Genomic DNA, 25,871 nt, shown 5'->3' with positions numbered 1-25,871 from the left:
ACTCACCCTCTCGGGCTTTCCTCCGGGCGCTTCCCTTCGGTGTTTCCGACTCTATCAGACCTTTTCTCGGTCCGATTTCCTCGGTGCTTTCCAGGATCTCGCTCTCGCGTTTCCCTTTCCGGCGGTTCCGACTTTATCAGATCCTTTCGGCGTCTGATTCCCAGTCGGCGGGGTTTGTCTTCCTGGCTTGCGGGCCGTTCCGACGAGTGAGACTTTAGCGGATTCCCGGCCCCCGAGCTAATCGGGGTCCTGCGTTCTTTCGAACGTGGATTCCTCATTTCACAAATACACACCACAGCCCACGGCGACGTATCGCCGATTGCTGGCTGGTACCTGCGGAATGGCTGTCCGGGGACCGACCGAGGTCGGCGCTCACGTCGGACAACTCGGAGAACAGTACGTAGCCGTTGGGGGTGTGTCAACTCACGGCCCGGGGCTGTCGGGGGCGTATCGTGGGGGTCGTGATGACGCGTACGTGTAACCAACAGTGGTGGGCCGCCTGACGGCGGCCGGAGTCACGTATGCATCCAACGGCCGCCGCCTCGGCGGCCGTACTCGTATCTCCCTCCGGATCCTCCGAGGGCCGGCCGCCCGGAGCGGCGGTCCCTACCAGGAGGTGGAGAGGGAATGACACGGGTTTTCAGCGGGATCAAGCCGACCGGGCACCTGACGCTGGGGAACTACCTGGGGGCCATGCGGCGGTGGGCCGACGTGGACCAGCACCAGTCGGACGCCTTGTTCTGCATCGTCGATCTGCACGCGCTGACCGTGGAACACGACCCGGCGCGGGTGCGCCGGCTCAGTCGGCAGGCGGCGACACTGTTGCTGGCGTCCGGACTGGATCCGCAGTTGTGCACCGTGTTCGTACAGAGTCACGTCGACGAGCACACGCGGTTGTCGTACGTGCTGGAGTGCGTGGCGACCGACGGTGAGATGCGGCGGATGATCCAGTACAAGGAGAAGTCCGCGCGGGAGCGGCAGCGGGGCGGCAGCGTGCGGTTGTCGCTGCTGACGTATCCGGCGCTGATGGCGGCGGACATCCTGGCCTACGGGGCCGACGAGGTGCCCGTCGGGGACGACCAGACGCAGCACGTGGAGCTGACGCGGGATCTCGCGGTGCGGTTCAACCAGCGGTACGGGCACACGTTCGTGGTGCCGAAGGCGACGCGTCCGGAGGTGGCTGCGCGGGTGATGAACCTTCAGGAGCCGGCGTCGAAGATGGGTAAGTCGGACGATTCCGGTCCGGGCATCGTCTATCTGCTCGACGAGCCGGACGTGGTGCGCAAGAAGGTGATGCGGGCCGTGACCGACAGCGGGCGGGACGTCGTGTACGACCGGGAGGCGCGGCCGGGGGTGGCGAATCTGCTGGAGATCCTGGCGGCGTGCACGGGTGGGAACCCGGAGGTCTTGGGCGGTGTATATGAGTCGTACGGCGCCTTGAAGAAGGACACCGCGGAGGCCGTGGTCGAGGTGCTGAGGCCCGTACAGGCCAGGCACAAGGAGTTGTGCGCGGATCCCGCGTATGTGGAGGGGGTGTTGCGGGATGGTGCGGAGAAGGCGCGGGTGATGGCGCGGCCGACGGTCGATGCGGCTTACCGGGCTGTCGGGCTGCTGGAACCCGGGGCCAAACCGGCGTCGAAGGCGGTGTCGGGGTCAGTGCCGGGACCGGTGTCGGAGCCGCCGGTGCTGAACGCGGCTCCGTAGGCGCGGTGGGTTGCCGCCCCGGGCGAGGCGGCTCACCGGGACCCGGTAGCGGTTCCCGGCAGCGGCTTCGGCTCGTCCGGGGTCAGTCCTTCTTGCCGGAGGCCAGTTCGCGGCTGCGGTCGCGGGCGGCTTCGAGGGCGGCGATGAGGGCGGCTCGTACGCCGTGGTTCTCCAGCTCGCGGATGGCGTTGATCGTGGTGCCGGCCGGCGAGGTGACGTTCTCACGGAGTTTGACGGGGTGCTCTCCGCTGTCCCGGAGCATCACTGCGGCGCCGATGGCGGACTGGACGATGAGTTCGTGGGCCTTGTCGCGGGGCAGGCCGAGCAGGATGCCTGCGTCCGTCATGGCTTCGACCAGGTAGAAGAAGTACGCCGGGCCGGAGCCGGAGAGGGCGGTGCAGGCGTCCTGCTGGGACTCGGGGACTCGGAGGGTCTTGCCGACGGCTCCGAAGATCTCCTCGGCGTGGGCGAGGTGTGCGGCGGTGGCGTGGGTGCCGCCGGAGATCACGGACATGGCCTCGTCAACGAGGGCGGGGGTGTTGGTCATGACGCGGACGACCGGGATGCCTGGGACCAGGCGTTCCTCGAAATAGGAGGTGGGGATACCGGCCGCGCCGCTGATGATCAGGCGATCGGCGGGGAGGTGCGGGACGAGTTCGTCCAGGAGGGTGCCCATGTCCTGCGGCTTGACCGTGAGGATGAGGGTGTCGGCGGTCTTTGCGGCCTCGGGGTTGGTGACCGGGGTGACTCCGTGGCGCGCGCGGAGTTCCTCGGCCCGTTCGGGGCGGCGGGCGGTGACGAGCAGGTCGGCGGGCGTCCAACCGGCTCGGATCATTCCGCTGAGCAGGGCTTCGCCGATCTTGCCGGTGCCGAGGACGGCGACTTTGTGGGTCATGGTGCGGGTGCCCTCCGGGGGTGCGTCTTCCGGGGTACATCCTCGCACCGGGGGTCCGGTGTGGGGGGTGTTGTCCGCTGGGCGGACGTGCCTTCGGCAGTCGGGTCACGAGCCGGGTCACGCCGTACGGCGCCGCAGGGTGGCCGCACCGAGGCCCAGGACCAGCACCGCGCAGCCCGCCACGATGACGACGTCCCTGATGAAGGTCCCCGTCGTGTCGGTGTGGTGGAGGACCTCGTTCATGCCGTCGACCGCGTAGGACATCGGCAGGACGTCGGAGATGCCTTCCAGGACGGGATGCATGGCGGGGCGGGGAGTGAAGAGACCGCAGAGGAGGAGCTGGGGAAAGATCACCGCGGGCATGAACTGGACCGCCTGGAACTCCGAGGCCGCGAAGGCCGAGACGAACAGGCCGAGGGCGGTGCCGAGCAAGGCGTCGAGCAGGGCGACCAGCAGGAGCAGCCAGGGCGAGCCGACGACGTCCAGGCCGAGGAACCACACGGCGAGCCCGGTGGCCAGGGCGGTCTGGATGATCGCGAGCGCACCGAAGGCGAGGGCGTAGCCCGCGACGAGGTCGGCTTTGCCGAGGGGCAGGGCGAGGAGTCGTTCGAGGGTGCCGGAGGTGCGTTCGCGCAAGGTGGCGATCGACGTGACCAGAAACATCGTGATCAGCGGGAAGATGCCCAGAAGGGAGGCGCCGATGCTGTCGAAGGTGCGTGGGCTGCCGTCGAAGACGTGGCGGAGCAGGACCAGCATCACGCACGGGACCAGGAGCATCAGGGCGATGGTGCGCGGGTCGTGGCGCAGTTGGCGCAGGACCCGGGTCGCGGTGGCGGTGGTGCGGGAGAGGTTCAGGGGGCTGGTGGGGGTGGCGGGCTTGGTGGCCGTGGCCATGGTCGTCGTTGTCGTACTCATCAGGACGTCTCCTTGGTCCGGTCGGCTGCGGCCGCTTCGTCCACGAGGTGCAGGAAGGCCGCCTCGACGGTGGCCGCGCCGGTGCGGGTCCGGAGGGCGTCGGGGGTGTCTCCCCCGGCCTCCGGCCGGGAGGTGCCCCCAGCGAGGATCTCGCCGTCGCGCATGAGCAGCAGACGGTCGCAGCGCTCCGCCTCGTCCATGACGTGGGAGGAGACGAGCAGGGTGGCGCCGCGGGTGTCGGCGATGTCGTGGAAGAGGGTCCACAGGTCGCGGCGCAGGACGGGGTCGAGGCCGACGGTGGGTTCGTCCAGGACCAGGAGTTCGGGGGTGCCGAGCAGGGCCGCGGCGAGGGAGACGCGGCTGCGCTGGCCGCCGGAGAGGTTTCCGGCGAGGGCGTCCGCGTGGCTGGTGAGGTCGACGTCGGCGATGGCGCGGGTGACGTCGTCGTGGCGGCGTGTGGCGGCGGCCCGGCCGGGGGTGAGGATCGCGGCGAAGTAGTCGAGGTTCTGACGGATGGTCAGGTCGTCGTAGACGGAGGGGTGCTGGGTGACGTAGCCGATACGGGTGCGCAGGGCGGGGTGGCCCGCGGGGCGGCCGAGGACGTCGAGGGTGCCGGTGACCTTGGCCTGGGTGCCGACGATCGCGCGCATCAGCGTCGATTTGCCGCATCCCGACGGGCCGAGCAGACCGGTGATCTGGCCGCGGGGGATCGTGAAGTCCAGGCCGCGCAGGACGGTGCGGGGGCCGCGTTCCACGGTCAGGGCCGCGGCGTGCACGGCGGGCGTCACGGGCACGCCCGGAGGGCCGGAAGCATTATTCATCACGTGATGAATAATGCTCTCGGCGCCAACGGGCGTCAAGGGCCCTCAGACGTTGCGGGCGACCAGCAGCTCCACGTCGTAGACCTCCTCCACGGTGCCGTCGGGGAAGGCGGCCAGGAGGTGGGTGCGCTCCTGGGTGAGGAATGCGGTGGCGTTCTCCTCGCCGTGGGTCAGGAAGATCGAGTGACTGCTGATGTTGGCCAGGTGGGTGTCGAGCGGGACGCGACGGCTCCAGCGGACCGTGCGGTGGGTGAAGTCGAGTCGGCCGCTGGGGTCGGCGAGGGCGGTGCGGACGCCGCTGCCGTTCTTCGCGACCACCCTGTCCTGGCCGAAGTGGCGTTCGATGCGGTCCGCCTGGGCGTCGATCCAGGGGATGTCGAGGGCGTTGGTGTTCCACCACAGCGCGAGGGCGCCGCCGGGGCGCAGCACCCGCAGCGCCTCCGGCACCGACCGGGCGGGATCGGTCCAGTGCCAGGACTGGGCGTAGGTGATCAGGTCGACACCGGCGGCGGCGAGGGGCAGAGCGTTCCCGTTGCCCCGGACCACCGGGACACCGGGGAGGCCGCGCCGGAACTCGGCGGCCATGCCGGCGCCGGGCTCGACGGCCACCACGTCGGCGCCTCGGCCGCGCAGCAGCGCGGTCGCGATTCCGGTGCCCGCGCCGACGTCCACGACCCGGGCGCCGGTCAGCGGACGGGCGGCCAGTTCCTCGATGGTGTCGAAGAGGGCGGCCGGATAGGAGGGCCGGTTCGCTCCGTACTGCGCGGCGGCGGCGTTGAAGGAGTGGGCCCGCGCGGTGTGGGAGGGGGGTGGGGTCGACGGTGGTGTAGTGGTCATACGGCCATGGTCCTGCGGGCTGAGCGGAAAGCGACAGCGGGGAGGAGGATGCCGGGCTGTCGTGAGGGTGTGGCGGGCGGTCGTGGGGGGTGGCACGCGGAGGTACGGCGGGCGGTCGTGCGCGGTGCGGTGCACAGTTGCGCGGTGCGGTGCACAGTTGCGCGGGGTGGGGCAGGTGGTCGCGCGGTGGTGTGGTGTGGCGGGGGGCGTGGCCGTGCTCAGCGGGGGCGTTTCTTCTTCGAGGGGTTGCCGGTGCGGCGGGTGGCGCGGCGTTCGTGCCGGTCGCGGGCCGCCTCGTATTCCGTGCGGTGCAGTCTCTCGCCGGGGGCCTCGATCAGGGAGCGGAAGAAATAGGCGAGGAGGGAGCCGACGAAGCCGATGGCCAGGAGGCCGCGGAGGGACGCCTGGCGGTCGGGGTCGGGGCGCTTGCCGAAGCGGTCCCAGGTGTTGCGGAAGGCCAGCGCGCTACAGATCGCGAACATCGCCACGACCAGTACGGTCACGAAGGACCCGGTGTCGGCGATCTGCAGGCCCTGGTAGGCGAAGCGGAGGATCAGGCAGGCGACGGCCGCCGCCGCGAGAGAGCCCGCGGCGACGCCTGCGCGGCGGGCCGCGTAGCCGTCGTCGTGGTTCACCCAGGACGTGCCGAAGAAGCGCAGGGGCTCGGGGCGGGGGCCGGTCGGGCCGCCGGTGGAGCCCGCGGTGGTGTCCGGGGTGCCGGGTTCGTCGCTCACGGGACGATTATGGCGCCGAACGGTCGCGGGCTCCGGGGCGGGTCAGATGGCGCAGCGTGAGGCGACGTAGCCGTCGCTACCCGTGTAGACGTAGGCGTCGGAGATGTACTCGCCGTTGTCGATGTTGTCCCAGATGTTCGAGGTGCCGTACGGGCCGCTGACCGTGGTGCCCGGCGCCTGGCAGAAGATCGGGACGTGCATGCCGGCCGGGAGGACCCGGATGATGCCGTAGTTGGTGCCGGGGCCGCTGCGGACGTTCAGCCGGACGCCCGGGGCCACCGGGTAGGTGCGTACGGTCGCCTGCGCCTCGACGGACTCGGTCCCGGCCTCGGCCCGGACGGCGTTCGCGGTCGCTTCCGCGGTTTCAGCAGTTTCCGCTGCTCCAGCGGTTTCCGCCGCTTCAGCAGGTGTCGTGTCGTTGTCTTCCATCGTCCCGTGCGTCCCCTGCGTCCCCTGCGTCCCGTGCGTCCCGTGCGTCCCGTGCGTCCCGTGCGTCTTTGCAGCCACTTCCGTCGCTTCCACACCGTCGACAGACATGAGAAACCTCCCCCCGTCACACCCCATGACCACCATGGGGCCCCGTTGATTCCCCTGATTCGAGCCACGAAACACTCGTGCGCGGCTCGCACGCGGAGGCTAGTGCCGCCGCTGTCCCGTACGAGTCATCGACTAGGCTCCGAGCGTCGCGCGCGCGGACGAACAGCACGGGGGTGGTCCCATGGCGCCACAGAGGAACATCGGAGCGGGCGCGGAAGCGGAACTTCCGGAGTACGCCGGTCATTACCGTCTGGAGGCACACCTCGGGGCGGGCGGCATGGGTGTGGTGCACTTGGCCCGCAGCACCTCGGGGCTGCGGCTCGCCGTGAAGGTCGTACATGCCGAGTTCGCCAAGGACCGTGAGTTCAGGGGACGTTTCCGGCAGGAGGTGGCGGCCGCCCGGAGGGTGAGCGGTGCTTTTACCGCGCCCGTGGTCGACGCCGATCCGGAGGCCGAACGGCCGTGGATGGCGACCCTGTTCATTCCCGGTCCCACGCTTGCCGATCATGTGAAGCGGAATGGCCCGATGGAGCCTGCGCAGTTGCGTCGGCTGATGGCCGGGCTGGCCGAGGCGCTGCGTGACATCCATCGGGTCGGGGTCGTGCACCGCGATCTGAAACCCAGCAACGTCCTGCTCGCCGAGGACGGTCCGAAGGTCATCGACTTCGGGATCTCGCGGCCGAAAGACAGCGAACTGCGCACCGAGACCGGCAAGTTGATCGGTACGCCTCCGTTCATGGCGCCGGAGCAGTTCCGGCGGCCCCGCGAGGTCGGCCCCGCCGCGGACATCTTCACGCTGGGGTCGGTACTGGTGCACGCGGCGACCGGGCGCGGTCCGTTCGACTCGGACAGCCCGTATGTCGTGGCTTACCAGGTCGTCCACGACGAACCGGATCTGACCGGTCTGCCGGAGAATCTCGCCCCACTGGTCCTGCGCTGTCTCGCCAAGGAGCCGGAGGACCGGCCGACGCCCGACGAGTTGATGCGGGAACTGCGGTCGGTCTCGGCCTCGTACGACACGCGGCCGTTCATACCGACGCAGCGGACGCAACAGACACAACAAGGGCATCAGGAGCAACAGGCACAACGAGATCTGCAGGGAGAACAGGCACAGCAAGGGCACCAGGCATGGGGTGAGGTCCGGGAGCCGGGCGGTGCGGATCATGCGGGGCCCAGTGGTCATCCGACTCACGGGGGGCGCGCGGGACGGCTGGGTCACGCCGACGGCGCGGAGCGGGCTGCTCACGCCGGTCGCCCGGATCCCACGGGCCGCGCTGATCGTACGGATCGCACGGATCTCGCGGATCTCGCGGATGGGGCTGGTGGCGCTGTTGGTGCTGATCAGCGGGTCGCGGACCCGGGTGCGTCCGGGGATCCCGGGGTCGGTACGGCGGAGGGGGCCGTGGCCTCGCGGGCGCCGCGGAGGCGGTGGCTCGCCAGGCGTGCGGTGCTCGTGGGCGGGGCGCTCGCCCTGGCCCTGTGCGGTGTGGCCGCCTCGGTGCTGTGGTTCGACGACGGTGGCAAGCCGACCCCTGTCGTGACCGGGGACGCGTCCGGGGACGCATCCGGATTCGACGCGTGGCGCGCCGAGCCGGCCGGCAAGGGCTCCGGCATGCCCCGCTGCACCTACGGCGGCGACAAGGTGCTGTGCTTGCGTTCCGGCCTGGCCTACGCCCTCGACCCGGCGGACGGGTCGCTGCTGTGGCGGCACACCGTCGCCGGGGAGCGGACGAGTGTGGCGCCCGGCCTGTCGGGCGGGCTTCTGCACCTGCCGTCCGACGAGGGGCGGCAGGTGGAGGCGGTCGACCCCGCCTCCGGGACGACGCGCTGGAAACGGGAGGTGCCCGGGTACGGTGCGCCGCGCTTCGCGGGCGGCATGCTCCTGGTCACCGGCGCCGACGGATCGGTCACCGGCGTGGACGGCCTGACGGGTGCCACGAAGTGGACGCGGCGGGTGGCCTCCGGGGCCGAGACGCCCTCCTTGGCCTGGTTCTCCGGCGATTCGTCGGCGTACGCGACCACCTCGGCCGACGGGACGCACACGCGGGTGACGGCCGTGGATCCCGTGACCGGCGACGAGCGCTGGCAGGCACGGCTGGCCGGGAATCTGAAGCCCGTCGGCAGCCAGGGCGGCTCGCTGTTCCTGCTGTCGGTCGACGGTGTCACCGGCGAGACGGACGAGGTGGTGCGCTACACACCGGGCTCGGGGACCACACGCCGGGTGCCGCTGCCGGTGCCGCGGCTGACTCCGCAGGCCACCGTCCGCGGCGATGTCGTGTACCTGTTGTCCGCGGGCGGTGCGCTGGAGGCCGTCGACGTGGACGCCGGCAAGCGGTCGTGGCATCTCGAAACGTCCGTGAGCCGCGGCTCGGAACCGGTCGCCGACGACCGGCACGTCTACTTCAGCGCGGCCGACGGGCGGCTGCTCGCGGTCGACGCCCGCGACGGGCGCTTGGTGGGGCAGACCCCGCCACGGCTCGGCACGAACTCGGACGAGGTCACGGCCGTGCTCCCGGCCCCCCTGCTCATCGACGGCCACCTCTACGCCGGTGCGCCTGACGGCACCGTCTTCGCCCTGGACGCCCGCGACCCCGCGGCCTGGTGACGCCGAGCCGCACGCCTCCCGAGGACCGACTCCCGGAGCCGATCGCCTCCCGAGCACCGAGCGATGACCGAAACCGGATTGTTCCCCGGCCCAGGTGGCCACCGGGCGGGTCCGGTGCACCCCCCGAGCGGGTCCGACCACCTGCGGACGGCCCGGTGACCTGCGGACGGCCCGGTGACCTGCGGACGGTCCGACGGCCCGCGGACGGCCCGGTGACCGCGGACGCCTCGGTGACCGCGGACGCCTCGGTGACCTGCGGACGGCTCCAGTCCCCTGTGGACGGCTCCGAAGGTGTGCCGACAGACGGCGGGGCCGCCCCCGTCGGAGGGGCGGCCCCGTGCCCGGCTGTGCCGGGAAGGTCAGCCCAGCCTGCTGACGTCCCGGACGGCGCCCTTGTCCGCGCTGGTCGCCATCGCCGCGTAGGCCCGCAGCGCCGCCGAGACCTTACGGTCGCGGTTCTTCGGGGCGTAGACGCCGTTCAGCGCCTGCTCGCGGCGGGTCAGCTCGGCCTCGTCGACCAGCAGCTCGATGGTGCGGTTCGGGATATCGATGCGGACGCGGTCGCCGTCCTCGACCAGGGCGATGGTGCCGCCGGACGCCGCCTCGGGGGACGCGTGGCCGATGGACAGGCCGGAGGTGCCGCCGGAGAAACGGCCGTCGGTGACCAGCGCGCAGGTCTTGCCCAGGCCGCGGCCCTTGAGGAACGACGTCGGGTAGAGCATCTCCTGCATGCCGGGGCCGCCCTTGGGGCCCTCGTAGCGGATGACGACCACGTCGCCGTGGGTGATCTGCTTGGCCAGGATCTTCTCGACGGCCTCCTCCTGCGATTCGCAGACCACCGCGGGACCCTCGAAGGTCCAGATGGACTCGTCGACGCCGGCCGTCTTCACCACGCAGCCGTCGACGGCCAGGTTGCCGCGCAGGACGGCCAGGCCGCCGTCCGTTGAGTAGGCGTGCTCGACGGAGCGGATGCAGCCGCCCTCGGCGTCCTCGTCCAGCGCCTCCCAGCGCTCCGACTGGGAGAACGCCTCCGCCGAGCGGACGCAGCCGGGGGCCGCGTGCCACAGCTCGACGGCCTCGGGCGACGGGGAGCCGCCGCGCACGTCCCAGGTCTTCAGCCAGTCCGCCAGGGACGGGCTGTGGACCGCGTGCACGTCCTCGTTGAGCAGGCCCGCGCGGTGCAGTTCGCCCAGGAGGGCGGGGATGCCGCCGGCCCGGTGCACGTCCTCCATGTAGTACGTGCGGTCCTTGGCGATGTTGGGCGCCACCTTCGCCAGGCACGGCACCCGGCGGGAGACGGCGTCGATCTGCTCCAGGCCGAACGCGACGCCCGCCTCCTGGGCCGCAGCCAGCAGGTGCAGGATTGTGTTGGTGGAGCCGCCCATCGCGATGTCCAGGGCCATGGCGTTCTCGAAGGCGGCGAAGGTCGCGACGTTGCGCGGCAGGACCGTGTCGTCGTCCTGCTCGTAGTAGCGGCGGGTGACGTCCATGACCGTGCGGGCCGCGTCCTCGTACAGCGCGCGGCGGGCGGTGTGGGTGGCCAGGACCGAGCCGTTGCCGGGCAGGGCCAGGCCGATCGCCTCGGTGAGGCAGTTCATCGAGTTCGCGGTGAACATGCCGGAGCAGGACCCGCAGGTCGGGCAGGCGTTCTCCTCGATGCGGAGGATGTCCTCGTCGGAGACCTTGTCGTTGGCGGCCTCGGACATCGCGTCGATCAGGTCCAGCGTGCGGACCGTGCCGTCGACCAGGGTGGCCCGGCCGGCCTCCATCGGGCCGCCGGAGACGAAGACCGTGGGGATGTTCAGGCGCAGCGCGGCCATCAGCATGCCCGGGGTGATCTTGTCGCAGTTGGAGATGCAGACCAGGGCGTCGGCGCAGTGCGCCTCGACCATGTACTCCACGCTGTCCGCGATCAGGTCGCGGGAGGGCAGGGAGTACAGCATGCCGCCGTGGCCCATCGCGATGCCGTCGTCGACGGCGATGGTGTTGAACTCGCGCGGGATGCCCCCCGCCTCCCGGATCGCCTCGCTGACGATCCGGCCGACCGGCTGGAGGTGGGTGTGGCCGGGCACGAACTCGGTGAAGCTGTTGGCGACGGCGATGATCGGCTTCCGGCCGATGTCCGCACCTGGTACACCGGAGGCGCGCATAAGGGCGCGGGCGCCCGCCATGTTGCGGCCGTGGGTGACTGTGCGGGACCTCAGCTCGGGCATCGTCGCTCGCTCCTTCGAACCTTCGGAGACCTTCTGCCGGAGGGTTCTGACTCCGGAGAGTTCTGACTCATGCCGAGCGTACGCCGGTCATCCAGGGATCGGGACGGCGTGTCCGAAATGCGGGATGCCTGTCTCGGCGAGCCGGGGTGCGGAGAGGGCGTGCGCGGGCCCATGGCGCCGGGCGCCGGGGCAGGCTGTGCCACCGGCGCGCGACACGTCGTACGGGCAGGTCGCACAGGCCAGTCGGGTCGTACGGGCAAGTCGCACAGGCGGGTCGTACGGGCGGGTCGTACGGGCGGGTCGTACGGGCGGGTCGTACGGGCGCGTCGTACGGGCGCGTCGTACGGGCATGTCGTACGGGCATGTCTCACGCGCCGGTGAGATGCCCCTGCACCACCGGCGCCAGCCGCGCGATGACCTGTTCCACGTCCGCCGACGCCAGCGGCTCCATCTTGATCACGTACCGCAGCATCGCGCACCCCACCAGCTGTGCCGCCGCCAGTTCGGCGCGCAGCTCCGCGTCCGGCGCGTCCAGCCGCCCGGCGACGCGGCTCAGCACCTGGGTGACGATCATCCGGCGGAAGACGGCCGCGGCGGTCTCGTTGTTGACGGCCGAGCGGACTACGGCCAGCAGGGGCGCGCGGTAGACGGGGTTCTCCCAGAGGCCGAAGAGGAAGCGGGTCATCCGCTCGCCGGCCTCCTCCAGCGGGCCGTCCGCCACTCCGGGCGTCGCGTTCAGCGCGGGTGCCAGGGTGAGCGCGACCGCCTCGAAGACCTGCTCCTTGGTGCCGAAGTAGTGGTGGACGAGCGCGGAGTCCACACCCGCCGCCTTCGCGATGCCGCGTACGGAGGTCTTCTCGTAGCCGCGCTCGGAGAACTCCTCACGGGCCGCGGCCAGGATGCGCTCGCGGGTGTCGCCCGCCTCGGTGCGCGGGGGCCGGCCGCGGCGGCGGGCGGTCGTCGGGTCCCGGTCCGGGGTGGCGCCGCTCATCGCCGCGGCACCTTCACCGCGGAGGCCAGGTGGAGCCGGGTGAAGGCCAGCGCCTCCGCCAGGTCGGCCTCGCGCTCGGCGCTGGACATGGCCCGCCGGGTGTTGACCTCGATGACGACGTGTCCGTCGAAACCGCCGAGCGCGAGCCGTTCCAGCAGTTCGGCGCAGGGCTGGCTGCCGCGTCCGGGGACCAGGTGCTCGTCCTTGCCCGACCCCCTGCCGTCGGCGAGGTGGACGTGGCCGAGGCGCGGGCCCATCCGGTCGATCATCTGGAGGGCGTCCGTGCGGGCGGTGGCCGTGTGGCTGAGGTCGATCGTGAAGTGGCGGTAGTCCTCCCTGGTGACGTCCCAGTCGGGGGCGTACGCGAGCATCTCGCGGTCGCGGTAGCGCCAGGGGTACATGTTCTCGACCGCGAACCGTACGTCGGTCTCGTTCGCCATCCGCCACACCCCGGTGACGAAGTCACGGGCGTACTGGCGCTGCCAGCGGAACGGCGGGTGGACGACGACCGTGCCGGCCCCGAGCCGCTCGGCGGCCGAGCGGGCGCGCTGGAGTTTGGTCCAGGGGTCGGTGGACCACACGCGCTGGGTGATCAGCAGACAGGGGGCGTGCACGGCCAGGACCGGGATGCGGTGGTAGTCGGCCAGCCTGCGCAGCGCCTCGATGTCCTGGCTGACCGGGTCCGTCCAGACCATGACCTCGACGCCGTCGTATCCGAGGCGCGCGGCGATCTCGAAGGCGGTCGCCGTCGACTCCGGGTAGACCGAGGCCGTCGACAGGGCGACCTTCGCATCCGGGATACGGACGGGGACGTCCCTTGCTTCAGCCACGAAGGACAGGGTACGGGGTGGCGTTGGTGCGGGTGCCGGACGCCCCGTTCGCCGCTCGGGGCGTCCGGCACCCGGGCGGGTGGGAGTCGGCGCGACGGGAGTCGGCGCGGTGGGCGGTCCGGCTGCGTCCGGGACCGCGGTTCCACGCGGTGGGCGGGTACGCGGGTACGGGGCGAGACGTGCGACGCGGGCGGGTACGGGTGCGGCATTCCGCGCAGACGGGCCGGGGGTGAGGCATTCCGCGCGGGCGGACCGCCGTGAGGCGCGTTCCGCGCGGGCGGGCCGGAGAAAAACTGCGACGCGGGCGGGTACGGGTGAGACATCCCACGCAGACGGGCCGGGGGTGAGACATTCCGCGCGGGCGGACCGCCGTGAGGCGCATTCCGCGCGGGCGGACCGGAGAAGACCTGCGACGCGGGCGGACCGGAGCGAGACGCCCGGCGCGGACGAACCGGAGGAGACCCGCGGCGCGGGCGGACCGGAGCGAGACGCCCGGCGCGGGCCCGAGGTGAGGCATCGAGCGCGCCGGATGCGGCGGGGTGGCGCAAGCGATGGCTGAGGCGGAGGGCGGCCGTTCCAGGGAGTGGATACGGCCTGCCGCATCGACCAGGACGTTCAGGACGCGCCCATGTGGTCCAGGCGGCGCAGGATCACGCCCTCCCGCAGGGCCCAGGGGCAGATCTCCAGGTTCTCCACGCCGAACAGGTCCATCGCGCCCTCGGCGACCAGGGCGCCGGCGAGGAGCTGGCCGGACCGGCCCTCGGAGACCCCGGGGAGTTCGGCGCGCTGCTCGGCGGTCATGCCGGCCAGACGGGGCACCCATGCCTCCAGTGACTCCCGCTTCAGCTCGCGCTGGACGTACAGGCCCTCGGCGGAGCGTGCGGCGCCCGCGATGCGGGCCAGTTGTTTGAAGGTCTTGGAGGTGGCGACCACGTGGTCGGGGGCGCCGAAGCGGCTGAACTCCCCCACCGTGCGGGCGATCTCGGCCCGTACGTGCCGCCGCAGTGCCCGCATATCCTCGGGCCCCGGCGGGTCGCTGGGCAGCCAGCCCGCGGTCAGCCGGCCGGCGCCGAGTGGCAGCGAGACGGCCGCGTCGGGTTCCTCGTCGATGCCGTAGGCGATCTCAAGGGAGCCGCCGCCGATGTCCAGGACCAGCAGTTTCCCAGCCGACCAGCCGAACCAGCGGCGGGCGGCGAGAAAGGTGAGCCGGGCCTCCTCGGCGCCGGTGAGCACCTTCAGTTCGACGCCGGTTCCGTCCTGCACGCGCGCGAGGACGTCATCGGCGTTGCTGGCCTCCCGTACGGCGGAGGTGGCGAAGGTCAGCAGGTCCTCGACGCCCTTGTCCTCGGCGGCCTGGAGGGCGTCGCGGACGACCCCGACCAGCCGGTCGACGCCGTCGGACCCGATCGCCCCGTCCGTGTCCAGGAGTTCGGCGAGCCGCAGCTCCGCCTTGTGCGAATGCGCGGGCAGCGGGCGCGCACCCGGGTGCGCGTCCACCACCAGCAGATGCACCGTGTTCGATCCAACGTCCAGGACACCGAGTCTCATGAACGGAACGCTACTGCCACCTGGGATGCCGGCCGTCCCCGGAGTCGGCTGGGGCGGCATACCCTGGACAGGTGCCAAAGACGAAAAAGGCGAAGGACCACAAGGCCCCCAAATCGTCCAACGGTTCTTCGCAGCCGAAGCCACCGAAGAATCCGCAGAACTCGCAGAACCCGCAGAAGGTGACGAAGGCGAAGAAGGCGAAGAAGGCCGAGCAGGCGGCGCCGGGCGCGGCAGCCGACGAGAAGGGGCTCGACTTCGCGCGGGCGTGGGTGGAGTTCCCCGACCCGGCGGACGGCGAGCAGGTCTTCCGGTGCGATCTGACCTGGCTGACCTCTCGGTGGAACTGCATCTTCGGCAGCGGCTGCCAGGGGATCCAGGCGGGCCGCGCGGACGACGGGTGCTGCTCGCTGGGCGCGCACTTCTCCGACGAGGACGACGAGAAACGGGTCGCCGAGCATGTGGCGCGGCTCACGCCGGAGATCTGGCAGCACCACGACGAGGGCATGGAGCACGGCTGGGTCTCGGAGGACGAGGAGGGCTCCCGGCAGACGCGCCCGTACCAGGGGTCGTGCATCTTCCAGAACCGGCCCGGTTTCGCGGGTGGCGCGGGCTGCTCGCTGCACATCCTCGCCCTGCGGGAGGGCCGCGAGCCGCTGGAGACCAAGCCGGACGTGTGCTGGCAGCTGCCGATCCGGCGGACGTTCGACTGGATCGACCGGCCGGACGACACGCGGGTGCTCCAGGTGTCCATCGGTGAGTACGACCGCCGGGGCTGGGGGCCGGGCGGGCACGACCTGCACTGGTGGTGCACGTCGGCGACCTCGGCGCACGGCGCGGGCGACCCGGTGTACGTCTCCTACCGGGCCGAGCTGACCGAGCTGATGGGCAAGGCCGGGTACGACCGGCTGGTCGAGCTGTGCGAGGAGCGGCTGGCCTCGCACCTGCCCCTGCTGGCAGCGCATCCGGCGGACCCGAGGTAGGCGCCGCACCCGGCGGACCCGAGGTAGGCGCCGCACCCGGCGGACCCGAGATGGGCATCTGCGGCACGCCGGTCGGCCGCTCCCGCCGCCGGCGCAGCGCTCCCGCTCCCCTCCCCCTGCTCGGGCGCCGTCGCGTTCCTGAGGGTGCTCCCTCGGACGTGTCCTGCGCAGGGGCGATGGGGCGGGGCGTGCCTAGCCGTCCGAGGGGCTCGGATCCGTGGTGTCGGCGAGTGGTGGGGGCGAGGACGGCTGGGTCGACGGGGGCGGCTCGGACGGGGAGGCGCTGGTGGGCGTCGGGCTCGGCGTGGGACTGGTCGGGGTGGGTGAGCCGCTGGTCGGCGGGGCGGTGGGGGCCGATGTCGTGGGTGTCGGGCCGGGAGTGCCGGTACTGGGCCGTCCGCCCGGGTCCGACGGGCGGGTGGGAGCGCTGCCGTACCCCTGGATGGAGACGACGGCGCCCGCGGGTGCCACTGCGATCCGTGCGGTCCAGTACCCCGACGGCTCGCGCAGACGGTCGACGTGCACCTTGATCGTCAACGATTCGCCCGGCCGGAGCGTTCCCGAGCCGCGGCTCAGATAGAGCCAGCCGGCCGAGGTGGACGCCGACCAGCGGACCGGCGAGGGGCCGTCGGCGGTGAGGGTGACGAGGGTGGTCTCACCACTGCCGCGGGCCGACACCGTGAGGTGCCCCGCGTCCTTCCGCCCGGCCCCGGAGACGCTGACGACCTCGACGGAGACGTCGGGTGTCCTGTCGTCCAGGAAGCGGGCGCCGGATCTGGTCCCGGTGTTGCCGGTGTTCTCGTAGCCGCCGGTCATCTCCCCGCGGAGGCCGCCCGCGTCGTGCGCCTCCCGCGCGGTGGCGGCGGGGCCGTCCCCTTCGCCGGCCGGTTCGCCCCGGTGGGCGGCCCAGAGGGCGAGCACCGGCGCGGCGACGACGGTGGCGACGACGGTCGTGGTGACGGCACGCGCGCGCAGCCGGTCGCGGCGGGCCGCCCGGTCCTTGGGGTCCATCGGGAAGCCGCGCCGGTCGAAGCGGGGCACCGCGGTGCCCCGCGCGCGCGGGTGGTGCGCCAGGGCGTGGTGCAGGGCCGCGCGCGGGGCCGTGAGCACGGGCAGTTCGGCGGGGGTGACGGCGGCGCCGGGCCAGCGGCCGGGCGCCGCGCGCTCGGCGGTGCGGCGGCAGCGCGGGCAGTCGTCGACGTGCCGGACCAGTTCGCGTCGTACGGTGCTGCTGAGGACGAGTCGGTGGTCGCCGGCGAGGCGGGCCACCGCGGGGCAGCCGCCGGTCTCGACCACGGCGAGCGCGGCCCGCGTGCGCTCCACCTCGCAGGCGGCGGAGGCGAGCAGGTCGCGGGCGGCGTCCTGGTCCATGCCGAGGACGGCGGCGATCTCCTGGGCGGAGAGGTGGTGGCGGACGGCGAGTTCGAGCGCCTCGCGCTGCTCCGGGGTGGTCCCGGCCGCCTCCGGCCAGGCGAGCAGGGCGAGTTCGTGCCGCCGCTGCCGTGCCTCCTCGGTGGGCGGTGCGTCGGCGGCCTGCGGGTCGGGGCGGCGCGCGGTACCGGGTGGAGTCCCGGTACCAGGACCAGCTTGGGTCCCGGTGCCGGGCTGAGCCCCGGTGCCGGCCTGGGTCCCGGTGGCGGGCTGGGTCCCGGTGGCGGGGCGGCCGGAAGCGTGGGTGGCCGGATGTTTCTGCTTGGCCTCGGTCAGTTTGCGCAGGCATGCCCAGCGGGCCAGCGCGTACAGCCAGGACCTGCGGTCCTCGGCCGGCTCCGGCCCGCGGTGGCCGCGCCGTTCGGCCAGCGCGAGTGCGTCGCCGAGCGCGGCGGTCGCCGTGTCGTGGTCGCACAGCACCGAGAGGCAGTAGGTGAACAGGCCGTCCAAGTACGGCTCGTGGCGCGTCGGCGGGCGGTGCGCGAGCGTGCGGGCCGCGGATCGGTCACGCGCCTCTCGGTGCGCTCGATGTGCGCCGGTGGTGCGGGTCGAGGTTTCCGGACTGCTGTTCATCCGTGCGACCGTAGGCGGCCGTGGATGAGCTGTTCTCCCACCTTGAGCAGTTTTAATCCATACGGGTGAAACGATCCCTCATAAGGGGACAAGAACGTCGCATTCAGTGGCTTGTTCCCTGCGGCGGTGGCCGACGGCCGTATCCGGACGGCGGCCCGACGGCGGCCGGTGTCCGTGCCGTCACGGCGGCCCGCGTCCGGACTGTCACTGCCTGCGGCTACGGTTTCGTCCATGGCTGCCCGTACCAAGACCTCCAAGGACCGCCCGTCCTACCGCTGCACGGAGTGCGGCTGGCAGACGGCCAAGTGGCTCGGCCGCTGCCCCGAGTGCCAGGCGTGGGGGACGATCGAGGAGCACGGCGCGCCCGCGGTGCGGACGACGGCGCCGGGCCGCGTCACCAACTCCGCGCTGCCCATCGGCCAGGTCGACGGCCGTCAGGCGACCGCCCGCTCCACCGGCGTGCCCGAACTGGACCGGGTGCTCGGCGGCGGCCTGGTGCCCGGCGCGGTCGTCCTGCTCGCGGGCGAGCCCGGCGTCGGCAAGTCCACGCTGCTGCTCGACGTGGCCGCCAAGTCGGCGAGCGAGGAGCACCGCACCCTCTATGTCACGGGTGAGGAGTCGGCGAGCCAGGTCCGGCTGCGCGCGGACCGCATCAAAGCCATCGACGACCATCTGTACCTGGCCGCCGAGACCGACCTGGCCGCCGTCCTCGGCCACTTGGACGAGGTCAAGCCGTCCCTGCTGATCCTCGACTCCGTGCAGACCGTGGCCTCCCCCGAGATCGACGGGGCGCCCGGCGGCATGGCCCAGGTGCGGGAGGTGGCCGGCGCGCTCATCCGCGCCTCCAAGGAGCGCGGGATGTCCACGCTGCTGGTCGGCCATGTCACCAAGGACGGCGCCATCGCGGGCCCGCGGCTGCTGGAACACCTGGTGGACGTGGTGCTCCACTTCGAGGGCGACCGGCACGCGCGCCTGCGCCTGGTGCGCGGCGTCAAGAACCGGTACGGCGCGACCGACGAGGTCGGCTGCTTCGAACTGCACGACGAGGGCATCACGGGCCTCGCCGATCCGAGCGGACTGTTCCTGACCCGGCGCGACGAACCGGTCCCCGGCACCTGTCTGACCGTGACCCTGGAGGGCCGCCGCCCGCTGGTCGCCGAGGTGCAGGCACTGACCGTCGACTCGCAGATCCCCTCCCCGCGCCGCACGACCTCCGGCCTGGAGACCTCCCGGGTGTCGATGATGCTGGCGGTACTGGAGCAGCGCGGCCGGATCAGCGCGCTCGGCAAGCGGGACATCTACTCCGCGACGGTCGGCGGGGTGAAGCTCTCCGAGCCCGCCGCCGATCTCGCCGTCGCCCTGGCCCTGGCCTCGGCCGCGAGCGACACCCCGCTGCCGAAGAACCTCGTCGCCATCGGCGAGGTCGGTCTTGCGGGCGAGGTCAGACGGGTCACGGGCGTGCAGCGCAGGCTCACGGAGGCGCACCGCCTGGGCTTCACGCACGCGCTCGTGCCGGGCGATCCGGGCAAGATCCCGCCCGGGATGAAGGTCGCGGAGGTCGCCGACATAGGGGATGCGCTGAGGGTGCTCCCCCGCTCCCGTCGCCGAGAGGCCCCGCAGGACGCGGAGCACCGCCGGTAGACTTTGCCCTGGTCTCGCCCGTCCGTACGAACGCCGTGCGGGACGTGGGCGCCCCAGAACCTGCGACCGGAGGAGTGCAGTGGCAGCCAACGACCGGGCGGCGGCTCCCGGAAAGTCCGGTGGGAGTACCGGTACCGATGGCCTGATGCGCGCCTCGCTGAGCGCCGTGGCACCGGGTACGGGCATGCGCGACGGCCTGGAGCGGGTTCTGCGGGGCAACACCGGCGGGCTGATCGTGCTGGGCTGCGACAAGACCGTCGAGGCGATGTGCACGGGCGGGTTCGTGCTGGACGTGGAGTTCACCGCGACCCGGCTGCGCGAGCTGTGCAAGCTCGACGGCGGCATCGTGATCTCCTCCGACCTGTCGAAGATCCTGCGGGCGGGCGTCCAGCTCGTCCCGGACCCCACGATCCCGACGGAGGAGACCGGCACCCGGCACCGCACGGCGGACCGGGTCTCGAAGCAGGTCGGCTTCCCGGTGGTCTCGGTCTCCCAGTCGATGCGGCTGATCGCCCTGTACGTCGAGGGCCAGCGTCGCGTCCTGGAGGACTCCGCGGCGATCCTCTCCCGCGCCAACCAGGCCCTGGCGACCCTGGAGCGCTACAAGCTGCGCCTGGACGAGGTCGCGGGCACGCTGTCGGCGCTGGAGATCGAGGACCTGGTGACCGTCCGCGATGTGTCGGCGGTCGCCCAGCGACTGGAGATGGTGCGCCGCATCGCCACCGAAATCGCCGAATACGTGGTCGAACTGGGCACCGACGGCCGGCTGCTCGCCCTCCAGCTGGACGAGCTGATCGCGGGCGTGGAGCCCGAGCGCGAGCTGGTGGTCCGGGACTACGTGCCGGAGCCGACGGCGAAGCGCTCCCGCACGGTGGACGAGGCGCTCTCGGAGCTGGACGCGCTCAGCCATGCCGAACTGCTCGAACTCCCCACGGTGGCCCGTGCCCTGGGCTACACCGGCTCCCCCGAGGCACTGGACACCGCGGTGTCGCCGCGTGGTTTCCGCCTCCTGGCCAAGGTGCCGCGGCTGCCCGGCGCGATCATCGACCGGCTGGTGGAGCACTTCGGCGGCCTCCAGAAACTCCTCGCCGCGAGCGTCGACGACCTCCAGACGGTGGACGGCGTCGGCGAGGCCCGGGCCCGCAGCGTCCGGGAGGGCCTGTCCCGGCTGGCCGAGTCGTCGATCCTCGAACGCTACGTCTGACCCGTTCACCCGCCCGCCCGCTCGCCACCCCCTCCCGAGGACCGGCCGCGGAGTGCCGGCTGATCGGCGCCACGTACTCACGCACCCCTGGCCGGACCCGTCCCGCACGCGTCCGCCCGGCGCTCGGTGGCACGGCTCGCCGCCCTGCGGCCCCGGCGGCCACGGCGCTACTTGGCCGGGTCGTCGACCTTGATCGGGGCGCCGGTGTCGGAGATGAAGACCACCAGGAGCCTGGCGGGCTCGGTCCGGCTGGTGTTGACGGTGGCCAGGTGGTGGGCGCCGGGTTCCTCGACCCAGTTCTGGCCCTGGTGGTAGGTGCGGGCCGGCTGACCGGCGAGTTGGCTGCGGACGGTGCCGTCGAGGACGTACGCGTAGACGAACGCCTGGCCGTGCCGGTGCGGAACGGCGCGCGCGTTCGGCGGGAAGTCGACGACGGTCGAGGTGAACGTCTTGCCCTTGACGTTCGGCAGGGGCTGTTCGAGCAGCTTGGTGAGCTTCTCGGACGGGTAGGCCGTCGCAGCCGCCGGGGCGGTGGCGGATGCCCTGGGCGCGGGCTCGTCGGCACCGGTCCGGTCGGCGGCCGGGGCGCAGGCCACGGTCGCGAGCACTACGCCGCTGGTCAGCAGCGCGGAACGGGTGGGCATGCGGAACATGGGGGGCTCCCTTGCTCAGGCTTCTCGGTCTTGGGTGACGCCTTCTCGTGTCGTGGGTGACGCCCTCTCGGTCTGGGCTGATTACTTCTCGGTCTACTTCTTGGTCTGAGGTGACTGCTTCTCGGTCCCGGCGACGCGGATGATCGTCTTGCCGGGGGTGCGCCTGCCGGGGGCGAACGCGGCGGCGGCCTCGGCGAGCGGCCGGACCGATCCGACGATCGGCTTGAGCCGCCCGTCCCGCAGCCGCCGGGCGAGGTCGGCGAGGCGGGCGCGGTCGGGCTCGACGACGAAGAAGACGGCCCGCCCGTCCTCCGGATGGACGGTCACCGGGTGGGCGATGGTGACCAGCGTGCCGCCGGGACGCACCAGCGCGGTGGAGCGGTCGAGGATCTCGCCGCCGATCACGTCGAACACCACGTCCACGTCGCCGATGTCCTCCAGCCGCTCCGCCCCCAGGTCGAGGAACCTGTCCGCGCCCAGGCCGAGAGCGGTGTCCCGGTCGTCGGCCCGGCCGGTGCCGATCACCCGGGCGCCGGCCTCGCGGGCGAGTTGCACGGCGAGGGAGCCGACGCCGCCCGCGGCGCCGTGGATGAGCACGGTCTGGCCGGTGGTGAGGCGGGCGTGGTCGAAGAGGCCCTGCCAGGCGGTGAGCCCGGAGATCGGCAGGGCGGCGGCCGTGATGTGGTCGACGTCGGCCGGCAGCGGGGCGAGGTTGCGGGCCTCGACCGCGGTGTACTCGGCCAGTGAGCCGTCGCGGCTCCAGTCGGCGAGCCCGAAGACCCGTTGCCCGACGGTCAGGCCGGTGGTGCCGTAGCCCAGTCCGGTGACCACGCCGGACAGCTCGTGACCGGGCACGCTAGGGGTGCGGTCACGGCCGGCCCGGTCGGTCCAGGTGCCGGGCCAGGACAGCTCGCCCGGGGTGAAGCCGGCCGCGTGGACGCGCACGATCACGTCGTTCTCCGCGGCGTGCGGGTGGGGCAGTTCGGTCAGGGTGAGGCCGCCGACTCCGGCGTCGCGGTCCTGAACGGTGATGGCTTGCATGAAGTCTTCCTCAGGGATGGGGGACGTCGACGGCGAGCCGCGCGCCCGGTCGGCGCGGACACCGGTCCCGAAGGAGTCCGGCCGCGCGTCCCGGCCGGACCGGTGCCCGACGACCCGGCCGGTGCCTGACGCCGGTCCGGCCACCGTGGGCGGTCGGCCCTGCCGTGCTCGTACTCCGACCGTAGACGCAAAGCGGCCCAGACCAGTGGGCCATTCCTGAGGCGATTTGCTGGGCCATTCGGGTGGTCTGGTTCTCGGTACGGCGCTCCACCCCGCCGGAGGGACGCGAGGACCATCCGGCGGGGCGCGGCTGCCGACCGTGTGAAGATCGCCGTACGGGCCCTACCGCCTGGTGTTGCCGCCCTTGTCGACGATGCTCGCCTTCCTGCACTTGTTCCAGTCCAGCTCGATGCCGGTGCTGCCGCCGCCCCGGCCGCCCCACTTGATCGTCGGGAGGCGCTTGCCGTAGTAGCCGGGTCCGTACTTGTTGCCCTTGAAGACGTTGCCGCTGCCGCAGGTCTCGCCCTTCTCCAGCCGGCCCCACTCACTGAACATGGCGTACTGGCCGGACTTGGTGAAGGTGTTCCCGCTGACCATGTTGTTCCGGCTGCCGTTCCTGATCCGTACCGGGTCGCCGCTGATCGACGAGAACGTGTTGCCGGTGACGGTGCTGCCCGAGGTCTTCACCAGGTAGACCCCGTGCATCTTCCCGCCGTTGCGCAGCCCGGAGAAGGTGTTCTTCCGGATCACGATGCCGGAGGAGTTCTGCACGTGGACGCCGGCGAACCCGTCGGAGCCGCTGAGCTTCTTGAAGGTGTTCCCGCTGACGGTGACCTTCGAGACGTTCCGTAGCAGGATCGCGTTGTCATGCCCGGAGAACGTCCGGCCGCTGATGGTGAAGCCGCCCGGGCCGCCGTCGATGCACACCTGGTAGTCGCCCCTGGGGCACTTGACCTGTCCCGGGTACTTGGCGGCGGTGGCACCCCAGCTCGGCGCGGCCGTGCCGCCGAGCAGCAGGGCGGTGCCGACGGCGGTGGTGAGTGCGGCGGTCGGTACGAGACGGCGGGTCTGCGCGCCGTGCGTGGTCATGGAACGGCTCCTGTCCGGTGGACGGCGGGACGGCGGAACGGTTGGACGGCGGGGCAGTTGGACGGTTGCGCCGCGCGGTCGTGGGGGGCGTGGAGCCGCGGCAACCCGGCCCTCCCCCGTGGGACCGGGCCACCGCGACAGCAACCGAGACTGGGCGACCGTCTCCCGTCCGGCAACGGCTTTGCGTGTCCGGGACAGGCGTACGGCTGTCCGGGCTGGTCAGCGGCTTGTCCGGACTGCGCGGCCGGGGCATCCGCGGTGTCCTGCAAGGGGGTTGTCGCCGCTGTGGGCCGCACTCACAATGACCGCATGACGATCACGGGGGGCTTACCGGATCCGGGCGCGGCACGGACCGCGGCCGAGTACGTCGCTCTGCTCAGGCGGCTCAAGGAGCACAGCGGACTGACCTTCCGTCTGCTGGAGCAGCGGGCCGCCGACCACGGCGACGTGCTCGCGCGCAGCACCCTGGCGAATGCGCTGCAACGGGACACGCTTCCGCGCGCGGAGATCGTCGCGGCACTGGTACGGGCGTGCGGGGCCGGGCGGGACGTGGCCTCCTGGCTGGCGGCACGGGAGCGGATCGCCTCCGGGCCCGCGCCCGAGCCGGCCACGGAACCCGGCCCCGGTTTCGAGTCCGCGTCCGAATCCGCACCCGGATCCGGGTCCGGGTCCGGATCCCCGTCGAGGTCGTCGGCATTCGCGTCCGTCGGGGACGGCCGGGCGGTCCCGGGCCCCGCCGCGGCGGACGGCCGGAACCGGCGTCCGTCGTTCCCCGGCGGCAGCCGGACCCGGTCGGCCTCCGTCACCGTCGCCGCCTCCCTGGGCGCGGTCGCCCTGCTCGTCGTCGGCGCCCTGGTGCTGGTGCCGTGGGACAAGGGCGGGGGCGACGGGGACAAGGAGGGGGCCGGACCCGCGCCGGGCCTGTCCCGCATTCGCCCGGCACGGGCGCCGGAGTTGTGTCTGACCGACGGTGAGGTGACCGCCGGCGGGGGGAGCAAGGTGGTCGCGGTCCAGCGGCCCTGCGCTCAGGCCGTTCCGCCGCGTACGTATCTGCTGCGGGCGGACGACGGCCTGTACCGCGTGCAGTGGGACCATCCGGTCGAGGGCAAGGGCTGTCTCACCCTCCTGGTCGACGAACCGTTCCGGAACATGCTCGAACCCCGGAACGACTGCACAGCCGGTTTCCAGCGGTTCCGCATCGACCGGGCCGAGGGCACCGACGGATGGCGGCTGCGCCCCGAGAAGGACGACCGCATGTGCGTCGCCATCCGCGGCGACGGCGCTGCGGCGGGCGCGGCGGCGGTGGCGGAGCGCTGCGCGGACGAGGCGGCGGACGGCAACGGGGAGGACGACCGGCAACTGTTCCTCATCGGGCCCGGCTGACGGCACATCGGACAACCGGCGGCCATGGGGACGGCGGACACCAGAACACCGCACCCCAAAGGGGCGCGGTGAGCTGCGCGACCAGCCACAACACCGCCGCAGACAAACACCGCGGCCCAGCAACGCCCCAAAGGGGCGCGGGGAACTGCGCGACCAGCCACAACACCGCCGCAGACGAACGACGGCACATCACGGCACCACCAGCATCACGGCGCCACCAGCATCCCCGCACTACAGGCATCACCGCACAACAAGCGGAGCGCTCAGTCGGCTGCCAGTACGAACGACGTCTGGGCCTTGCTGAAACCGGGTGTCGCCGCCTCCACCAGATAGGTCCCGGCCCCGGCCGAGCCCGCCGGAGGGGTGGCGCAGTGCGGGGCGCTCGGCTTGCGGTCCCACTTCGCGGTGTAGGTGATGCTGCTGCCGGCCGGCACCCGGTACACCAGGCTTCCCGCGCCCTTGGGGCAGTCGGCGGACGACCAGTAGTCGTCCCCGGCGTCCGCCGGTGTGATGGTCAATACGGCGTTCTTCGGGCCGAGATCGACCTTGCAGTCGGCGGCGGAGGAGTTCTTCGCGGTGAGTTCGAAGGTCGGCGTCTGGCCCGGCGAGTAGGAGTTGTGCAGGCTGCGGAGGCTCAAGGTGACCGCCCCGGAGGCACACTTGGGCAGCCCGGAGGAGGCGGGGAGCGTGGGACCCGTACCCGGGCCCGCACCCCCGCCCGTACCATCGCCCGGCCCACCGCCCGTACCATCGCCCGGCCCACCGCCGGAACCGGTACCGGAACCCGCCGTACCGCTGTCGTCCGCCCCGGACGGGCCGTCGGAGGCGCCGCCCGCGCCCGTCCCGGAACCGTCGCCGCTGCCGTCGGAGGCACCGCCGCCCGACTCGTCCCGCCCGCCCGGATGTTCGCTTATCGCGGACCCGGGCTGGGACGGTCCGGGCGTGATCGTGGACGCGGGGTTCTTGCCGTCGGACCCGGCCGTGTCCTTCTTCTTCCCGCCACCGCCGCCCGAGGTCACCATCCAGGTGATCAGCAGCGCCGCCAGGGCGACCACCGACACCAGTAGGACCCTCCGGCGCCAGTAGATGGAGGAGGGAAGCGGCCCGATCGGATTGCGCAGAGATCCCACGGCGCAAACTGTACGAGAGATCGGCGCGCTGGCTTGCGGCACCCGCCGTCCGAGTGCAACTTTTACAGATCATCATCCCGGCAACTGCCGTCGAACGGCGTGCCCTTCACCCGCCG

The 25,871-nt window shown here is 72.3% G+C and carries 21 protein-coding genes; 6 read left to right on the top strand and 15 right to left on the bottom strand.

The features are described 5' to 3' along the window. Positions 1 to 627 precede the first annotated feature (627 nt). Positions 628 to 1,704 (top strand): tryptophan--tRNA ligase, encoded by a 1,077-nt coding sequence (gene trpS, locus ACFY2B_RS36535; protein ID WP_390767345.1) that lies wholly within the window; start codon positions 628 to 630, stop codon positions 1,702 to 1,704. 82 nt (positions 1,705 to 1,786) lie between these two features. Here trpS and proC read toward each other — a convergent pair whose 3' ends face one another. From proC to ACFY2B_RS36505, 6 genes are all read right to left on the bottom strand, one after another. Beyond that, positions 1,787 to 2,599, bottom strand: coding sequence for a pyrroline-5-carboxylate reductase (proC, locus tag ACFY2B_RS36530; protein ID WP_390767344.1), 813 nt, complete (start codon positions 2,597 to 2,599; stop codon positions 1,787 to 1,789). A 117-nt stretch (positions 2,600 to 2,716) separates the two neighbouring features. Further along, entirely contained in the window at positions 2,717 to 3,514 is a 798-nt protein-coding gene (locus ACFY2B_RS36525) for an ABC transporter permease (protein WP_390767343.1), read from the bottom strand. After that, complete coding sequence (locus ACFY2B_RS36520) at positions 3,514 to 4,335, bottom strand: ABC transporter ATP-binding protein (protein ID WP_390767342.1); 822 nt, start codon at positions 4,333 to 4,335, stop codon at positions 3,514 to 3,516. Before ACFY2B_RS36520 ends, ACFY2B_RS36525 begins: the two co-directional genes overlap by 1 nt. A gap of 45 nt (positions 4,336 to 4,380) precedes the next feature. Continuing rightward, complete coding sequence (locus tag ACFY2B_RS36515) at positions 4,381 to 5,172, bottom strand: class I SAM-dependent methyltransferase (RefSeq protein WP_390767341.1); 792 nt, start codon at positions 5,170 to 5,172, stop codon at positions 4,381 to 4,383. A gap of 218 nt (positions 5,173 to 5,390) precedes the next feature. Further along, on the bottom strand, positions 5,391 to 5,906 hold the full coding sequence (locus ACFY2B_RS36510) for an EamA/RhaT family transporter (protein WP_390767340.1): 516 nt from the start codon (positions 5,904 to 5,906) through the stop codon (positions 5,391 to 5,393). A gap of 42 nt (positions 5,907 to 5,948) precedes the next feature. Further along, positions 5,949 to 6,335: an SH3 domain-containing protein gene (locus tag ACFY2B_RS36505; protein ID WP_390767339.1), complete on the bottom strand. Its 387-nt coding sequence runs from the start codon at positions 6,333 to 6,335 to the stop codon at positions 5,949 to 5,951. A gap of 289 nt (positions 6,336 to 6,624) precedes the next feature. On the opposite strand from ACFY2B_RS36505, the gene ACFY2B_RS36500 reads away from it, so the two are divergent. After that, positions 6,625 to 9,048: a PQQ-binding-like beta-propeller repeat protein gene (locus tag ACFY2B_RS36500; protein WP_390767338.1), complete on the top strand. Its 2,424-nt coding sequence runs from the start codon at positions 6,625 to 6,627 to the stop codon at positions 9,046 to 9,048. Positions 9,049 to 9,407: 359 nt separating this feature from the next. On the opposite strand, the gene ilvD is transcribed toward ACFY2B_RS36500, so the two are convergent. The 4 genes from ilvD to ACFY2B_RS36480 form a co-directional block, all read right to left on the bottom strand. After that, the gene (gene ilvD / locus ACFY2B_RS36495) at positions 9,408 to 11,261 is read right to left on the bottom strand and encodes a dihydroxy-acid dehydratase (protein WP_390767337.1); all 1,854 of its coding nucleotides are present in this window, start codon (positions 11,259 to 11,261) and stop codon (positions 9,408 to 9,410) included. Between the two features lie 367 nt (positions 11,262 to 11,628). After that, positions 11,629 to 12,252 (bottom strand): TetR family transcriptional regulator, encoded by a 624-nt coding sequence (locus ACFY2B_RS36490; RefSeq protein WP_390767336.1) that lies wholly within the window; start codon positions 12,250 to 12,252, stop codon positions 11,629 to 11,631. Further along, complete coding sequence (locus ACFY2B_RS36485; protein WP_389010211.1) at positions 12,249 to 13,082, bottom strand: sugar phosphate isomerase/epimerase family protein; 834 nt, start codon at positions 13,080 to 13,082, stop codon at positions 12,249 to 12,251. The genes ACFY2B_RS36490 and ACFY2B_RS36485 overlap by 4 nt, the downstream gene beginning before the upstream one ends. Before the next feature lie 615 nt (positions 13,083 to 13,697). Then, a complete protein-coding gene (locus ACFY2B_RS36480) occupies positions 13,698 to 14,630 on the bottom strand; it encodes a Ppx/GppA family phosphatase (RefSeq protein WP_390767335.1) in 933 nt (310 codons plus the stop codon). Positions 14,631 to 14,701: 71 nt separating this feature from the next. On the opposite strand from ACFY2B_RS36480, the gene ACFY2B_RS36475 reads away from it, so the two are divergent. Beyond that, the gene (locus tag ACFY2B_RS36475; RefSeq protein ID WP_390767334.1) at positions 14,702 to 15,610 is read left to right on the top strand and encodes a hypothetical protein; all 909 of its coding nucleotides are present in this window, start codon (positions 14,702 to 14,704) and stop codon (positions 15,608 to 15,610) included. A gap of 192 nt (positions 15,611 to 15,802) precedes the next feature. Here the strand turns inward: ACFY2B_RS36475 and ACFY2B_RS36470 are convergent, their stop codons facing one another. Next, positions 15,803 to 17,614 (bottom strand): hypothetical protein, encoded by a 1,812-nt coding sequence (locus ACFY2B_RS36470; RefSeq protein ID WP_390767333.1) that lies wholly within the window; start codon positions 17,612 to 17,614, stop codon positions 15,803 to 15,805. Positions 17,615 to 17,845: 231 nt separating this feature from the next. On the opposite strand from ACFY2B_RS36470, the gene radA reads away from it, so the two are divergent. Both radA and disA read left to right on the top strand, forming a co-directional pair. Beyond that, the gene (gene radA / locus ACFY2B_RS36465) at positions 17,846 to 19,255 is read left to right on the top strand and encodes a DNA repair protein RadA (protein ID WP_390767332.1); all 1,410 of its coding nucleotides are present in this window, start codon (positions 17,846 to 17,848) and stop codon (positions 19,253 to 19,255) included. A gap of 79 nt (positions 19,256 to 19,334) precedes the next feature. After that, positions 19,335 to 20,459: a DNA integrity scanning diadenylate cyclase DisA gene (gene disA, locus ACFY2B_RS36460; protein WP_390767331.1), complete on the top strand. Its 1,125-nt coding sequence runs from the start codon at positions 19,335 to 19,337 to the stop codon at positions 20,457 to 20,459. A gap of 167 nt (positions 20,460 to 20,626) precedes the next feature. On the opposite strand, the gene ACFY2B_RS36455 is transcribed toward disA, so the two are convergent. The 3 genes from ACFY2B_RS36455 to ACFY2B_RS36445 all read right to left on the bottom strand — a co-directional run bounded on the left by ACFY2B_RS36455 (position 20,627) and on the right by ACFY2B_RS36445 (position 23,242). Beyond that, entirely contained in the window at positions 20,627 to 21,112 is a 486-nt protein-coding gene (locus ACFY2B_RS36455) for a cupin domain-containing protein (RefSeq protein WP_390767330.1), read from the bottom strand. A 93-nt stretch (positions 21,113 to 21,205) separates the two neighbouring features. Beyond that, positions 21,206 to 22,153 carry an NADP-dependent oxidoreductase gene (locus ACFY2B_RS36450; RefSeq protein WP_390767329.1) on the bottom strand — a complete coding sequence of 316 codons (948 nt, stop codon included), beginning with the start codon at positions 22,151 to 22,153 and terminating at the stop codon, positions 21,206 to 21,208. Between the two features lie 342 nt (positions 22,154 to 22,495). Then, the gene (locus ACFY2B_RS36445) at positions 22,496 to 23,242 is read right to left on the bottom strand and encodes a right-handed parallel beta-helix repeat-containing protein (protein WP_390767328.1); all 747 of its coding nucleotides are present in this window, start codon (positions 23,240 to 23,242) and stop codon (positions 22,496 to 22,498) included. 309 nt (positions 23,243 to 23,551) lie between these two features. Here ACFY2B_RS36445 and ACFY2B_RS36440 point away from each other — a divergent pair, with 309 nt between their 5' ends. Further along, positions 23,552 to 24,625 (top strand): XRE family transcriptional regulator, encoded by a 1,074-nt coding sequence (locus ACFY2B_RS36440; RefSeq protein ID WP_390767327.1) that lies wholly within the window; start codon positions 23,552 to 23,554, stop codon positions 24,623 to 24,625. 263 nt (positions 24,626 to 24,888) lie between these two features. Here ACFY2B_RS36440 and ACFY2B_RS36435 read toward each other — a convergent pair whose 3' ends face one another. Continuing rightward, positions 24,889 to 25,755 carry a hypothetical protein gene (locus ACFY2B_RS36435; RefSeq protein WP_390767326.1) on the bottom strand — a complete coding sequence of 289 codons (867 nt, stop codon included), beginning with the start codon at positions 25,753 to 25,755 and terminating at the stop codon, positions 24,889 to 24,891. Positions 25,756 to 25,871 lie beyond the last annotated feature (116 nt).

It is taken from the genome of Streptomyces sp. NPDC001270 (assembly GCF_042896695.1).
GTDB lineage: Bacteria > Actinomycetota > Actinomycetes > Streptomycetales > Streptomycetaceae > Streptomyces.
The sequence above is the reverse complement of the archived record's forward strand: the minus strand, read 5'-3'. Positions and strand labels throughout refer to the sequence as shown.